The organism is Micromonospora sp. NPDC005215 (genome assembly GCF_040607915.1).
Classification (GTDB): domain Bacteria; phylum Actinomycetota; class Actinomycetes; order Mycobacteriales; family Micromonosporaceae; genus Micromonospora.
Genome location: NZ_JBEXHQ010000064.1, coordinates 19,266 through 33,190 on the forward strand (window position 1 = coordinate 19,266; position 13,925 = coordinate 33,190).

Below are 13,925 nucleotides of genomic sequence, written 5' to 3' on the forward strand. Positions count from 1 at the left end.
TCGGCGGTGTGGTGGCGCACCACGCGCGCGGGCACGCCCTGGGCGAGAAGGGCGCTCCTGGTCAAGCGGAGCAACCGCCGACAGCAAGGGCCGACGAACACCGGTACCGCGCGGCGGGTCACGGGCGACCATCGGCCGTAGGCTGGTGCGGTGCCAGATGTCAGTACGGGTGCCAGGGCCGGTGAGCCGGTCAGCAGGCTGGCGCGGCGGCGATGAGCCGGCCCGACCGGAGCACCCGGGCCCTGCACCAGGCGCTGCCGCCAGCGTTGCGTGACGCGGTCGACGACTTCGCCGAGCACCTGTCCCGGGTGCGTAACCGGTCGGCGCACACCGTCCGCGCGTACGTCACCGATCTCGTCTCGCTGCTCGACCACGCCGTCCGGATGGGCTGCGTCGACCTCGCCGACCTGGACCTGTCGGTGCTGCGCAGCTGGTTGGCGCGGCAGCGCACCACCGGGGCGGCCCGCACGTCGTTGGCCCGGCGGGCCGCGTCGGCGCGGGCGTTCAGCGCCTGGGCGCACCGAGCCGGGCTGCTCCCCGCCGACGTGGGAGCCGCGCTGGCCAGCCCTCGGGCGCACCGCGAGCTGCCCACCGTCCTGCGCGCCGACCAGGCCGCCGCTCTGGTCGAGGCACCGGCCCGGCGGGCCTCGCTCGGGACCGCGCCACCAGCCACGCCACGACCGGGCGAGGCACCGACCCGACAGGCCCCGCTCGGGACCGCGCCACCAGCCACGCCACGACCGGGCGAGGCACCGACCCGACAGGCCCCGCTCGGGACCGCGCCACGATCGGGCGCAGCGGAAGACACCGCGACGGTGGCGGTGCCGCTGCGCGACCGGGTGCTCCTGGAGCTGCTCTACGCGACCGGGGTGCGGGTCAGCGAGGTCTGCGGGTTGGACGTCGGCGACGTCGACCACGCAAGGCGGGTGATCCGGGTGTTCGGCAAGGGTGGTCGGGAGCGCTCGGTGCCGTACGGGGTGCCCGCCCAACGGGCGCTTGACGACTGGCTGCGCCAGGGCCGCCCGGGGCTGCTGGGCAGCCACTCCGGTGACGCGCTGCTGCTCGGTGCCCGGGGCGGGCGGCTCAACCCGACGACCGCGCGGCAGATCGTCGGCGGCTACGCCGAGGCCGCCGGGCTGCCCCGGACCAGCCCGCACGGTCTGCGTCACTCCGCGGCCACCCACCTGCTGGAGGGTGGCGCTGACCTGCGCGCCGTGCAGGAGTTGCTGGGCCACTCGTCGCTGGCCAGCACGCAGATCTACACGCACGTCTCGGTGGAGCGACTGCGCGCCGCGTACCGCCAGGCCCACCCGCGCGCTTGATCGAGGGCCCGGAGGCGAACGACCCCGGCGGTTACGATCATCACGTGAGCGTCCCGCAGCCCCCCGAGCCGATCCCGGGCGCCCGCCTGCTCTTCTCACTCGACCCGGCGGTCAGCCATCTCAACCACGGCTCGTTCGGCGCGGTCCCGATCGGCGTGCAGCGAGCCCAGCAGCGGCTGCGCGACGAGATGGAGGCCAACCCGCTGCGCTTCTTCACCCAGGGGTTGGTCGACCGGATCGCGCACACCCGCCGGCACCTCGCCGGGTTCCTCGGCGCCGACCCCGACGGCAGTGCCCTGGTGGGCAACACCACCACCGGTGTCGCAGTGGTCCTGCAGTCGCTGGGCCTGCGACCCGGCGACGAGGTGCTCAGCACCGACCACGGGTACGGGGCGGTGAGCCTGGCCATCCAACGGGAGTGTCGCCGCACCGGGGCGGTCGGCCGGGTCCTGCCGATCCCGCTGGCCGCCACCGACGAGCAGATCGTGCAGATCATCCGCGCCGGCCTGCGCCCCGGACGGACCCGGCTGCTCGTCGTCGACCAGCTCACCTCGGCCACCGCGAAGCTCTTCCCGATCGCCGCCATCGTCGGGGCGGCCCGCGAACACGGTGTGCCGGTCCTGGTGGACGCCGCACACGCCCCCGGAATGCTGGCCACCCCGGTCAGCGGCATAGGTGCCGACTTCTGGGTCGGCAACCTGCACAAGTGGGCGTACGCCCCACGCGGGACCGCCCTGCTGGCGGTGGCACCGCAGTGGCGAGACCGGATCGAACCACTTGTGGTTTCCTGGGAGCAGGAGTCGGGTTTCCCGGCCCGGATCGAGTGGCAGGCGACCCTCGACTACACGTCCTGGCTGGCCGCCCCGGCGGGGCTGTTCACGTTGCGCAGTCTCGGCGTCGACCGGGTACGGGCGCACAACGCCGCGCTCGCCGCGTACGGCCAGCGGGTGGTGGGGGACGCGCTCGGGGTGCCTCCCGCCCACCTGCCCGACCCCGGCGGGCCGGGGGTGTCTCTGCGCCTCATTCCGTTGCCGGCCGGCATGGCCGCCACCATCGACGCGGCGCGGGCGTTGCAGACGCGGATCGGCGAGCGGCTCGCCGCCGAGGTGGCGGTGATGAGCTGGAACGGCCGGGGGTGGCTGCGGCTCACCGGTCAGGTCTACAACACCGCCGACGAGTACGAGAGGCTGGCCGTGCGGCTGCCGGCTCTGCTCGCCCAGCGCTGACCTCGCGGGCGCCGGCTCCCCCGAGCGGGAGCAGTCGCACCGGGCCGAGGCCGAGCAGTGCCAGCGGGTCCAGGTATTCCTGGCCGCGGCGCAGGCCCCAGTGCAGGCAGGCTTCGGCCGGGCAACCTGGATGTCCGGGCAGCAGCTCGCCCAGTGGCGTGCCGGCGGCGACCGGCTGACCGGGGCGTACCGCCGGTTGAACCGGCTCGTGGGTGGTCCGGAGCCCGTCGGCGTGCGCCACGGTGATCACCGGTCGGCCGGCCACCAGGCCGGCGAAGAGCACGGTGCCCGACCCGGCGCTGCGGACCACCGCACCGGCCGGGGCGGCCAGGTCGACACCCCGGTGGCCGGGCAGCCACGGCCGGGGCGGCGGGTCGAACCGGCGCACCGGACGAGGCGGCCCGTCGACCGGCCAGCGGAACCGCCCGGCGGGCGCTGGGGCGGACGCCAGGGCCGCGACCGGCACTGTCGACGCCGGTGCCCGGTCGGGCACCGCCGCCACCAGCACGGCCAGCCCGCCGAGCTGGACGGTCAGTGCGAGTGGGATCGCGGCGCAGAGCAGCAGGGCACGGCGGATCGAGCTGACACGCGGGGCGGATGGCGGTCGCATGACGGCAGCCTCCGGCCAAGGACGGGTCGTCCGCCAGCCCGGCCGACCGAGCTGTGGACAACCGAGGGCCCTGTGGACGACCACCCGGCGGCTTCGGTGATCTGCTATGCCGGGACGAGCCTGGGTCAGCCGGTGAGGCGCTCGAACGTCGCGGCGTCGGCCAGCACGACGGGGCCGTTTTCCGGCGCTGACGGAGGGCCTAGGCTGGGCCGCGTACGGCGGGTGCCGCCGTGTGGACCGGGGAGGCCCAGGTATGACCACTGTCGATGACCGGACGCCGACGGTGGCCGACGTGAGCGGCCCGTCCCGGCTCGCGGGGCCGGACGAGGCGATCAGCGCCGAGGAGTTGCAGCTCGCCGCCCGCAACCACGGCATCCCGTTGGAGGCGCTGCGTTACGACGTCACCCCGGCCGGGCTGCACTACCTGCTCATCCACTACGACATTCCGGAGCTGGACCCGGCGACGCACACGCTGACCATCGGCGGCGCGGTGGACCGGCCGCTGACGGTCACGCTCGCCGAGCTGCGCGAGCGACAGCGGGTCACCCACCGGGTGACGTTGGAGTGCGCCGGCAACGGCCGTGCCCTGCTGCATCCTCGGCCGGTCAGCCAGCCGTGGCTGGTCGAGGCGGTCGGCAACGCCGAGTGGACCGGCACCCCCCTCGCTCCGCTGCTGCGGGAGGCGGGCCTCGACCCGGACGCGGTGGACGTGGTCTTCACCGGCGCCGACCACGGCGTGGAGCGCGGGATCGAGCAGGACTACCAGCGGGCGCTGCCGGTCGCCGACGCGCTGCGCGAGGAGGTGCTGCTGGCGTACGAGATGAACGGCGCTCCCCTGCTGCCGCAGCACGGCGCGCCGCTGCGACTGATCGTGCCGGGCTGGTACGGCATGGCGCACGTGAAGTGGGTCCACTCCGTCGAGGTTCGCACCGAGCCGTTCGAGGGTTATCAGAACGCGGTCGCCTACCGGGTGCGCACCGACGCCGACGACCCGGGCGTCCCGGTGACCCGGATCGAGCCGCGTGCGCTGGTCCGACCGCCCGGCTTTCCCGACTTCATGTCCCGTCGCCGGGTCGTGCGGGCCGGACCGTGCACGGTGGACGGTCGGGCCTGGTCGGGGCACGCGCCGGTGGTCGCCGTGGAGGTCACCACCGACGGTGGGCAGAGCTGGTCGCCGGCCGAGCTGGACCCGGCGGACGGCGGCGACTTCGCCTGGCGGCGCTGGCGGTACGAGTGGACCGCCACCCCGGGCCGGCACGTGCTCGGCGCGCGGGCGACCGACGCGTCCGGGCGGACCCAGCCGGTCGAGCAGCAGTGGAATCGTGGCGGCTTCGCCAACAACCTGGTGCAGCGGGTCGAGGTCGTGGTGCCGGCCGAGTGACCGGCAGAGGTGCTGCGCCACGGGTGGGGGCCCGCGGTGCGGCCGAGCGGCGGGGGCCCGCGGTGCGGCCGAGCGGCGTGACTGCGGTCAGCCGCCGAAGCCGGAGTCGGCGGGCAACGAGATGTCGGGCTTCTCCAGCTCCTCGACGTTGACGTCCTTGAAGGTCATCACCCGGACGTTCTTGACGAAACGGGCAGGACGATACATGTCCCACACCCAGGCGTCGTGCATCTCGACCTCGAAGTAGACCTCGCCGTCGGAGTTGCGCACATGCAGGTCGACCTGGTTGGCCAGGTAGAACCGACGCTCCGTCTCCACCACGTACGAGAATTGGCGGACAATGTCGCGGTACTCCCGGTAGAGCTGCAGCTCCATCTCGGTCTCGTACTTCTCGAGATCTTCCGCGCTCATCGCACTCCGCCTTCCATGGCCACATCTTCCCCCACCGGCGTCGGAGGCCGAGGCTGCTCGCCCAACGCCACGCCGACGGTACCCCCTGACGCCCCGGAGCGCTCCATCGGCTCTTCCCGGCCGGGACCGCCGGGACGTCTGGCGCGCGGCGGCCGTCCGTCGCGGCCGGAGACCGCTGCGACATTGACGTACGAGAACCGGTGCTCCCGGCACGGCCCGTGCTCGCGCAGCGCCGCAGAGTGCTCCGGGGTGATGTAACCCTTGTGCACGGCGAAGCCGTACGCCGGGAACACCTCGTCCAGCTCCACCATCATCCGGTCCCGGGTGACCTTGGCAAGGACGCTGGCCGCCGCCACGCACGCCGCCACCCGGTCACCCTTCCACACCGCCAGCCCCGGCACGCCCAGGCCGTCCACGCCGAAGCCGTCGGTCAGCACGTACTCCGGCCGGGTGCTGAGCGAGGCGAGCGCCCGGCGCATCGCGGCCACGTTGCACACGTGCAGCCCCCGGGCGTCGACCTCCTCGGCGGGGATGACCACCACGGCGTACGCGAGCGCGCGGTCCACCACCTCGGCGTACACCCGTTCCCGGCTGGCCGGGGTGAGCAGCTTCGAGTCGGCCAGCCCTTCGATCTCGCAACGCCGCCCCTCGGGGAGGATCGCCGCGGCGGCGACCAGCGGACCGGCACAGGCGCCCCGACCCGCCTCGTCGGCGCCGGCGACGTGTCGGAAGCCGCGCCGTTGCAGCGCCCGTTCCAGGGCGTACAGGCCGGCCTCGCGGCGCACGACGGTGCGCGGCGGGGTCAGCACGACGCCTCGTCCCGGTCGGTGGCGGTCGACTGCCCCAACCGCTTCAGCAGGGCGGGCAGCTCGCCGGGGTAGAAGCGTTCACCGCTGGCCGCCAGGTCGTCGGGAAGCCACCAGCGGTGGCCGGCGATGCTGCGCTGCTCGACGTCGTTGAAGCCAGCCGTGTCCACCTGCCAGGACGGCACCCGGAGGAGGAAGAAGTCCTGCACCTGGCGATACCACACGCCGTCGAACGGGAACTCGGTCGTGTCGGACCAGACCGGCTCGCCCAACTCGGCGGGGTCGAGCCGCAGCCCGGTCTCCTCGGCCAACTCCCGGGCCGCGCCCACTGCCGGCGCCTCCCCCGGATCGAGCCCACCGCCCGGGGTGAACCAGTAGCGGTGCGCTGGTCGAGCCGGGTCGAAGCCCTCGAACAGCAGAACCTGGCCGGCCGCGTCGACGAGCAGCACGCGGGCCGCGCGTCGAGGGGTGTAGACGGTCACCGCCCCAGCCTGCCAGACCGGCGGCGGATCGCCCACGGCCCCACCGGGCTACGGCTTGGGAATGCCGTCGAACGGATCGGGCACCGTCAGCCAGGTGGCCCGACTGACCGGCCAGAAGACGGTGAACGCCCGCCCGACCACGTCGTCCTCGGGGATGGTGGCCTCGGTGATGTTCTGCCCGGACTGCTGCCAGTGCTCCAGCGAGTCACCGGAAGCCGAGCGGTGGTCACCCATGACCCACAGCCGACCCTTCGGCACGGTGATGTCGAACTCCTGGTCGGCCGGCTTGTCGCGGACGCCCTTCAGGGAGAAGATGTACGGCTCGTCCAACGACTTGCCGTTGATCATCAGCCGTTCCTGCGGGTCGCAGCAGACCACGTGGTCACCGGGGGTGCCGATCACCCGCTTGATGAAGTCCTCGCCGTCGGGGTTGCCGCTCCACTCGATCGGAGCCTTGAAGACGATCACCTCGCCGCGGTGCGGCGATCGGAAATCGTAGACAAGCTTGTTGACCAGCACCCGGTCATCGATCTTGAGAGTGTTCTCCATGGACGGGGAGGGGATGAAGAAGGTCTGCAGCACAAAGGCGCGGACCAGCACCGCGACCAGGATCGCCACACCCAGCAGGATCGGCAGCTCCTTCCAGAAGGAGCTGCGCGGCTTGTCGGTCTGCTCGTCAATCACGCCAAGGAGCCTACGTTGCCGAACTGGACGTCACCGACCGGAACGCGCGGGAAGCACGTAGCGCGGCCGCCAACGGGAGGATCAGCAGCACACCGCCCTGCGGGGTCGGTCGCACCGGGGGCGCGCCCGAGGACGCCGCGCTCGGATCGGACACGTCGTCGAACGTCGACGGCACCGACAGCGGGTTCCACCGCGACGAGGGCCAGACCACCATGAAGGCCCGGCCGACCACGTTGTCGATCGGCACCGGGCCCTGGCAGCGCGCGTCCTGGGAGACCTCACGGTGGTCGCCCATCACGAAGATCTGACCCGGCGGTACGACGACCTCGTCGAAGCGCCGGGAGCGGCACTCCGACGGGTTGGGCGGCAGGTCCAGCGGGGAGTCCCGCAGGACGTACGGCTCGTCGAGCGGCGTGCCGTTGACGGTCACCCGCCCCTGACTGTCGCAGCACTTGACCCGGTCGCCGGGGAGACCGATCACCCGCTTGATGAAGTCCTTCTCACCGGGACGACTCACGCCGACCAGGTCGCCGACGGTCCGGGTCAGCTTGCCGGCGAAGCCCGGCTCCGGCTGCTCGTCGACCTGCGGCGCCCAGCGGTCGGTGCCCCGGAAGACCACCACCTCGCCGCGGACCGGGTCACGGACGTCGTAGACGACCTTGTTGACAAGCACCCGGTCGCCGATGAGGAGCGTGTCCTCCATCGAGCCGGACGGGATGAAGAACGCCTGGAGCAGGAAGGTGCGGATCAGCACCGCGAGGCAGAACGCCACCACCAGCAGCAGCGGAAGCTCCTGCCAGAGCGGCATCTGTCGGCGGCCACGGCGGGCGCGCCGACGCCACGGATCGACGGTGCCGTCCTCGTCAAGCGTCTGCACCACGCCACTCCCCGGTCCGCAGAAACACCACCGCCCGGGAGCCTCGTCGAGGCTCCACGGGCGGCAGTGGACGGCTACCCGCCCGGGTGGGCGGGACCGCCGCTGTGCTGCGCCCGTAACGACCAGGGTAGTGCGATCTGGTCGTTACGGCATACGTGCAGCTCAGGCGGCGTGGCGAGCGGGAAGTCAGCTGGGCTGCTTCTCCCGCTTCTCCTTGATCTTGGCCTTCTTGCCGCGCAGCTCACGCAGGTAGTAGAGCTTGGCGCGACGCACGGCGCCGCGGGTCAGGATCTCGATCCGGTCGATGCCCGGGCCGTTGATCGGGTAGGTCCGCTCGACGCCGACGCCGAAGCTGACCTTGCGGACCGAGAAGGTCTCGCGCAGACCGTCACCCTGGCGGCGGATCACGACGCCCTGGAAGATCTGGACACGGGACCGGGCGCCCTCGACAACGCGGGCGTGCACCTTGACGGTGTCACCGGCCCGGAAGTCGGGAAGGTCGGTCCGCTTCGACTGGGCGTCAAGGGCGTCCAGGATATTCATCGCTGTGTCCTCGTAAGGCTCACGGCGCACCGTCACTCGGTGCGCGGGTGGGTGATTCTGATCCCCGGGTGGTGGTCGGCGGGCCGACCCCGGTCGGGGATCCTCGCAGCCGCCCACGGGCGCGGACGGATGCGGCAACCCCTCTACTTTGCCACATCCCCCGGTGGCAGCTGAAATCCGGCCCGGTCCAGGGCCGCGATGTCCCGTTTGTCGAGCCGATCCGCCGGCAGCGCGGTGAGCAGATCCGGGCGGCGGGCCGCGGTCCGGAGCAGGCCCTCCTCGCGCCGCCAACGGGCGATCTTGCCGTGGTCACCGGAGCGGAGCACCTCCGGCACGTCGTGCCCGCGCCAGCTCGGCGGCTTGGTGTAGATCGGGGCTTCCAGCAGCCCGTGCGCGTGCGACTCCTCGTCCAGCGAGCCCGCGTTGCCCAGCACGCCCGGCAGCAGCCGGGTGACCGCCTCCAGCATCACCAGGACCGCGACCTCGCCGCCGAAGAGCACATAGTCACCGAGCGAGACCTCGGTGACCGGCATCCGGGTGGCGGCGTGCGCCAACACCCGCTGGTCGATGCCCTCGTACCGGCCGCAGGCGAAGAGCAGGTGCGACTCGGCCGCCAGCTCGTACGCCATGGCCTGCGTGAACGGGGCACCGGCCGGCGACGGCACCAGCAGCCGGGGCGGCGGGGCCTCGGCCGGCGCGAGCGCGTCCAGCGCCTCTCCCCACGGCTCCGGGCGCATCACCATCCCCGGCCCGCCGCCATAGGGGGTGTCGTCGACAGTGCGGTGCACGTCGTGGGTCCAGGTCCGCAGGTCGTGCACGGCAAGCTGGAGTACGCCGTTGGCCCGCGCCCGCCCGATCAGCGACAGGTCCAGCGGGGCGAAGTACTCCGGAAAGATCGACACGACGTCGACGCGCATGGGGGTGGTCCTAAAGATCGAGCAGTCCGGCCGGCGGGTCGACGATCACACGTCCACCGGCCAGGTCGACCTCCGGAACGATCGCCCGGACGAACGGGATCAACGCGGTACGCCCCTCGGGGCGTCGCAGCACCAGCAGGTCCGAGGAGGGCGCGTGGTCGATCCGGGCAACCTCGCCCAGCCGTTCGCCCGTCGGCGTCACCACGGCCAACCCGACCAACTGGTGGTCGTGGAACTCCTCCGGGTCGTCCGGCGGGTCCACGTCGGCGCTGTCCACCACGAGCAGCGTCCCGCGCAGCGCCTCGGCGGTGTCGCGGTCCGGGATGCCGGCGAACGCGATGAGCACCCGGCCCTGGTGGAAGCGGGCTTCCTCGATGGTCAGCTCGGCCGGAACCCGGAACGGAACGCCCGGACCGTCCGGCGCAGGCGGCGGAACCGCCCCGGGTTCGGTGCGCAGCACCGTACCCGGGGCGAACCGTGCTTCAGGCTCGTCGGTCCGCACTTCCACGGTGACCTCACCGCGGACGCCGTGCGGCTTGCCGATCCTTCCGATGACGAGCTGCATCAGTACGAGTCGACGATGTCGACGCGTACCCCGCGCCCGCCGATGGAGCCGATCACCTGGCGCAGCGCCTTGGCGGTCCGACCGGACCGCCCGATCACGGTGCCGAGGTCCTCGGGGTGCACGCGGACTTCGAGCCGCTTGCCCCGACGGGAATCGACCATCCGCACCCGGACGTCGTCCGGGTGGTCGACGATGCCCTTGACCAGGTGCTCCAACGCCGGACGCAGAGGCATGTCAGGCCTGCTCACCGGCGTCGGCAGTGGCGGCGGGAGCCTCGGCCGGAGCCTCGGTCTTCGGCGCCTCGGCCGCAGCCTCGGTCTTCGGAGCCTCGGTCTTCGGAGCCTCGGCAGCCTTGGCGGCCTTCTTGGCCGGCTTGGCCGGGGTCTCCGGGGCGAGCCCGGCGGCGGCCTTCGCCTCAGCCTCGTACGCGGCCTTGCGGTCGGCCCGCTCGGGGGCGACCAGCAGCGGCGGCGGGGCCGGCAGGCCCTTGTACTTCTGCCAGTCACCGGTCAGCTCCAGCAGCCGCTGCACCGCCTCGCTCGGCTGAGCGCCGACAGACAGCCAGTACTGGACCCGCTCCGACTTGACCTCGATGATCGAAGGGTCTTCCTTCGGCTGGTAAATCCCGACGAACTCGATCGCCCGACCGTCACGCTTGGTGCGCGAGTCGGCGATGACGATGCGGTACTGCGGGTTGCGGATCTTGCCCATCCGCAGGAGCCGGATCTTTACGGCCACAGTTGTTTCGCTCCTGTTGCGATCTCACCGGCCCGTATGGGCGGTGTGCATGGGTGAGCGCCGACCGGACCCGTGGGGTTGGGCCGGAGACTACTCGGTGGACTGGCGACGTGCCCGGGTTAGAGGGCGCCGGACGCGCGCCGGATACCAGCGACCTATTCTGCCAGATCCGCCGCCGATCTCGCGCATCGGACCCGGACACCGCGCCAGCGGTGACCTGGAACACCTCTCAGCGCATTGGCGGACGGTCCCACCCCGGCGGCAGTTCGTCCGGTACGTCCCAATCCGCTGGCGGGGTGAAGTCGCACCAGGTGCCGTCGAACGGGAACTCGCCGGCCTCGGCGAGCGCGATCACCCGCTCCCCCTCGGCGCGGACCGCCTTCTCGTCGGTCACCCAGTAGTCGGCGCCGAAGGCGAGCCGCTCGACGAACTCGTCCTCGTCCTTCCAGTCCCAGCTGAGGTCCGGACGCACCACCACGTCGAGGTCCTGGTCCACCACGTCGACACCGGCCACCGGACCGTCGTCCCAGCGGACGCCGGGCTCCTCCAGGTTGACGTACCAGTGGGCGAACCGGCCCTGCGCGTCGCGGAACCACCAGACGGAGTGCGCCGCCCCGGTGGGCAGGAACTTCAGCAGTGGCGGGCCGTTCCAACGTCCGTGCGCCAACCGGTACGACGACGAGATCCACTGGGCGAACGGCATCGCCCGCATCCCCAGCCCCGCCTCGGTCACCTCGTGGGCCACCGGCGAGTCCCGGGCGATCCACACCAGCAGGCCACGCTCGTCATCGCTGACCACGCGGCCCGGCCGGACCCAGCCGAGCCGACCGTGCCGCACGTTGCGGTGCATGATCAGCCGACCCGGCGCGAAGCGCACTGCCTTCCGGAGCCTCAGTAGGCGCGGGCGAGGATGGCGACCAGGTCGGGCTCGTCCTCCGAGTCCGGCACCGAGCCGTCGGCGCGCAGCAGGCAACGCACCGTGACGCCCTGCCCGTTCGCCTCGGCCTCGCCGGCCACGCCGACCGCCGACCACGGCACCCGGGCCCAGCCGGTCGCGGCGGCCTCGATCGCCTCGGCGAGGGTGGCCACCTCCACCGTGCGCGACTCGCGGTTGGCCAACGCCTGGTCGTGCAGCACCTGCTGGTCGGTCTCCAGCGCGGCCAGCACCGCGGCGACCACGTCGGCCACCGGCGTCGGGGACTTCGAGCCGTCGGTACGACGCACCACCACCGCGTTGCCGACGGCCAGGTCACGGGGGCCGACCTCGACGCGTACCGGATAACCACGCAGCTCGGCGTCGACGGCCCGGCGGCCGAACGGGGTGTCGGTCCGGTCGTCGAGCGCCACCCGGACACCGGCGTCGCGCAGGCCGTCGCGCAGCTTGGCCGCCGCCTCGCCCACGCCGTCGCCGTCCTTGACCACCATGACGTACGCCTGGATCGGGGCCAACCTCGGCGGCACGCGCAGACCGTTGTCGTCGCCGTGCGCCATGATCAGGCCGCCGAGCATCCGGGTCGACGTGCCCCAGGAGGTGGTCCAGGCGTGCTCCCGGCCGCCCTCCTTCGAGGAGTAGCTGATGTCGAACGCCTTGGCGAAGTTCTGGCCCAGCTCATGGCTGGTGCCCAACTGCAGCGCCTTGCCGTCGCCCATCATGCCTTCGCAGGTGTACGTGGCGGTCGCACCGGCGAACCGCTCGCGCGTCGTCTTCAGGCCCACCACGACCGGAATGCCGATCACGTTGACCATCAGGTCCTCGTACGCCTCGTGCAGGATCCGCCGCGCGTACGCCCGGGCGTCCTCACGGGTGGCGTGCGCGGTGTGCCCCTCCTGCCAGAGGAACTCACTGGTCCGCAGGAAGATCCGCGGCCGCAGCTCCCACCGGACCACGTTCGCCCACTGGTTGAGCAGCAGCGGCAGGTCCCGGTACGAGTCGATCCACTTGGCCATGAACTCGCCGATCACCGTCTCGCTGGTGGGACGTACCACCACCGGCTCGGCGAGGGGCTTGCCGCCACCGTGCGTGACGACCGCCAGCTCCGGCGAGAAACCCTCGACGTGCTGGGCCTCACGCTTGAGGTAGCTCTCCGGAATGAAGAGCGGGAAGTACGCGTTCTCCGCACCCGCCGCCTTGATCCGGGCGTCCATTTCGGCCTGCATCCGCTCCCAGATGGCGTAGCCGGCCGGGCGGATGACCATGGTGCCGCGGACCGGGCCGTTGTCGGCCAGCTTCGCCTTGGCGATCAGGTCCTGGTACCAGCGGGGGAAATCCTCCGCACGGGGAGTGAGCACGCGTGCCATGACCGCACATCCTATGCGCCACGCGGGAGGCCACCGCGCCCGGGAGGTGCCGCACCCCCAGCGGTGTGCCCGCTCGGAGGCTGCCGGCAGCCAGCGCGACTGTCGCGCCCACGCTGAGCGGGTCGCCCCGGCACGGACGCGCACCGCGCCGGACGGGCCACGCGCCTGGGCCGGGCCACGCGCCGGACGGGCCACACGCCTGGGCCGGGCCACGCGCCTGGGCCGGGCCACGCGCCTGGGCCGGGCCACGCGCCGGACGGGCCACGCGCCGGACGGGCCACGCGCCGGACGGGCCACGCGCCTGGCCGGGCCACGCGCTGGGCGGGCCTGGGTCGCGCCCGTAGAATTCGACCACCATGACTGCGACGACCGACTCACCACGCCAGCGGCTGCGGGACACGATCGTGGACGCGGCCCGCGCGCGGACCATCGCCGCCGGCTGGGACGCGGTACGGATGGGCGGGGTGGCCACCGCGGCCGGGGTGAGCCGGCAGACCGTCTACAACGAGTTCGGCACCAAGGCCGGCCTGGCCGAGGCGCTCGCCCGGCGCGAGGTGGACCGCTTCGTCGGCAACGTCCGGGCCGCGCTCCTCGCCCACGGCTCCGACGTCCGGGCCGGCGCGTACGCCGCGATCGAACACACCCTCGCCACCGCAGCGGACAACCCGCTGGTCAAGGCCATCCTGACCAGCGCCCGGGGCGGCTCGGACGAGCTGCTTCCATACCTCACCACCCGCGCCGAGGTGGTGCTCACCGAGGCGTCCGGCGCACTGATCGACTGGGCCGGCGACCACCTTCCGGGAGCGGACCAGGCCGCGTTGGCCTTCGCCGCCGACACGATCGTCCGGCTGGTGGTGAGCCACATCGTGCTCCCCCGCTCCCCGATCGACCAGACCGCCGCGGCCCTCGCCGACCTTGCCGTACACCTCTTCAGCACCGCCGTCCGCCCACCCCGCTAACCGCCGCCCCGCCCCGCGCCACGCCGGAAGATCCGCACAACTTCCCCGATGTTGCTGCCTCCGGTACGCGGGAGGCAGCAACATCCCCGATGTTGCGCGGATCTTC

17 protein-coding genes are annotated in these 13,925 nt (G+C 72.7%); 4 read left to right on the forward strand and 13 right to left on the reverse strand.

Annotated elements, in window-relative coordinates; translation table 11 throughout:
* Positions 1 to 212: 212 nt before the first annotated feature.
* Together ABZU25_RS31375 and ABZU25_RS31380 are read left to right on the forward strand one after the other, a co-directional pair.
* The gene (locus tag ABZU25_RS31375; RefSeq protein WP_355032960.1) at positions 213 to 1,322 is read left to right on the forward strand and encodes a tyrosine-type recombinase/integrase; all 1,110 of its coding nucleotides are present in this window, start codon (positions 213 to 215) and stop codon (positions 1,320 to 1,322) included.
* Positions 1,323 to 1,366: 44 nt separating this feature from the next.
* Positions 1,367 to 2,548: an aminotransferase class V-fold PLP-dependent enzyme gene (locus ABZU25_RS31380; protein ID WP_355032961.1), complete on the forward strand. Its 1,182-nt coding sequence runs from the start codon at positions 1,367 to 1,369 to the stop codon at positions 2,546 to 2,548.
* On the opposite strand, the gene ABZU25_RS31385 is transcribed toward ABZU25_RS31380, so the two are convergent.
* Positions 2,469 to 3,158, reverse strand: a complete 690-nt coding sequence (locus ABZU25_RS31385) for a M23 family metallopeptidase (protein WP_355032962.1) — start codon at positions 3,156 to 3,158, stop codon at positions 2,469 to 2,471. The genes ABZU25_RS31380 and ABZU25_RS31385 overlap by 80 nt on opposite strands.
* 253 nt (positions 3,159 to 3,411) lie before the next feature.
* Here ABZU25_RS31385 and ABZU25_RS31390 point away from each other — a divergent pair, with 253 nt between their 5' ends.
* Entirely contained in the window at positions 3,412 to 4,539 is a 1,128-nt protein-coding gene (locus ABZU25_RS31390; RefSeq protein WP_355032963.1) for a sulfite oxidase, read from the forward strand.
* An 87-nt stretch (positions 4,540 to 4,626) separates the two neighbouring features.
* Here ABZU25_RS31390 and ABZU25_RS31395 read toward each other — a convergent pair whose 3' ends face one another.
* From ABZU25_RS31395 to proS, 12 genes are all read right to left on the reverse strand, one after another.
* Complete coding sequence (locus tag ABZU25_RS31395; RefSeq protein ID WP_007075222.1) at positions 4,627 to 4,950, reverse strand: DUF2469 domain-containing protein; 324 nt, start codon at positions 4,948 to 4,950, stop codon at positions 4,627 to 4,629.
* Complete coding sequence (locus tag ABZU25_RS31400; RefSeq protein ID WP_355032964.1) at positions 4,947 to 5,759, reverse strand: ribonuclease HII; 813 nt, start codon at positions 5,757 to 5,759, stop codon at positions 4,947 to 4,949. Before ABZU25_RS31400 ends, ABZU25_RS31395 begins: the two co-directional genes overlap by 4 nt.
* The gene (locus ABZU25_RS31405) at positions 5,753 to 6,238 is read right to left on the reverse strand and encodes an NUDIX domain-containing protein (protein ID WP_355032974.1); all 486 of its coding nucleotides are present in this window, start codon (positions 6,236 to 6,238) and stop codon (positions 5,753 to 5,755) included. The genes ABZU25_RS31400 and ABZU25_RS31405 overlap by 7 nt, the downstream gene beginning before the upstream one ends.
* A 48-nt stretch (positions 6,239 to 6,286) precedes the next feature.
* The gene (gene lepB / locus ABZU25_RS31410; RefSeq protein WP_355032965.1) at positions 6,287 to 6,922 is read right to left on the reverse strand and encodes a signal peptidase I; all 636 of its coding nucleotides are present in this window, start codon (positions 6,920 to 6,922) and stop codon (positions 6,287 to 6,289) included.
* Positions 6,923 to 6,932: 10 nt separating this feature from the next.
* Positions 6,933 to 7,802, reverse strand: a complete 870-nt coding sequence (gene lepB / locus ABZU25_RS31415; protein WP_355032966.1) for a signal peptidase I — start codon at positions 7,800 to 7,802, stop codon at positions 6,933 to 6,935.
* 183 nt (positions 7,803 to 7,985) lie between these two features.
* Positions 7,986 to 8,342 carry a 50S ribosomal protein L19 gene (gene rplS, locus ABZU25_RS31420; protein WP_355032967.1) on the reverse strand — a complete coding sequence of 119 codons (357 nt, stop codon included), beginning with the start codon at positions 8,340 to 8,342 and terminating at the stop codon, positions 7,986 to 7,988.
* 143 nt (positions 8,343 to 8,485) lie between these two features.
* Positions 8,486 to 9,259 (reverse strand): tRNA (guanosine(37)-N1)-methyltransferase TrmD, encoded by a 774-nt coding sequence (trmD, locus tag ABZU25_RS31425; RefSeq protein WP_355032968.1) that lies wholly within the window; start codon positions 9,257 to 9,259, stop codon positions 8,486 to 8,488.
* Positions 9,260 to 9,269: 10 nt separating this feature from the next.
* Entirely contained in the window at positions 9,270 to 9,824 is a 555-nt protein-coding gene (gene rimM / locus ABZU25_RS31430; RefSeq protein WP_355032969.1) for a ribosome maturation factor RimM, read from the reverse strand.
* On the reverse strand, positions 9,824 to 10,084 hold the full coding sequence (locus ABZU25_RS31435) for an RNA-binding protein (protein WP_172862164.1): 261 nt from the start codon (positions 10,082 to 10,084) through the stop codon (positions 9,824 to 9,826). Before ABZU25_RS31435 ends, rimM begins: the two co-directional genes overlap by 1 nt.
* Positions 10,059 to 10,562, reverse strand: a complete 504-nt coding sequence (gene rpsP, locus ABZU25_RS31440; RefSeq protein ID WP_355032970.1) for a 30S ribosomal protein S16 — start codon at positions 10,560 to 10,562, stop codon at positions 10,059 to 10,061. Before rpsP ends, ABZU25_RS31435 begins: the two co-directional genes overlap by 26 nt.
* Before the next feature lie 229 nt (positions 10,563 to 10,791).
* The gene (locus ABZU25_RS31445) at positions 10,792 to 11,439 is read right to left on the reverse strand and encodes a DUF402 domain-containing protein (protein ID WP_355032971.1); all 648 of its coding nucleotides are present in this window, start codon (positions 11,437 to 11,439) and stop codon (positions 10,792 to 10,794) included.
* Between the two features lie 14 nt (positions 11,440 to 11,453).
* A complete protein-coding gene (gene proS / locus ABZU25_RS31450) occupies positions 11,454 to 12,860 on the reverse strand; it encodes a proline--tRNA ligase (RefSeq protein ID WP_355032972.1) in 1,407 nt (468 codons plus the stop codon).
* Positions 12,861 to 13,216: 356 nt separating this feature from the next.
* Here proS and ABZU25_RS31455 point away from each other — a divergent pair, with 356 nt between their 5' ends.
* Positions 13,217 to 13,819, forward strand: coding sequence for a TetR family transcriptional regulator (locus ABZU25_RS31455; RefSeq protein ID WP_355032973.1), 603 nt, complete (start codon positions 13,217 to 13,219; stop codon positions 13,817 to 13,819).
* Positions 13,820 to 13,925 lie beyond the last annotated feature (106 nt).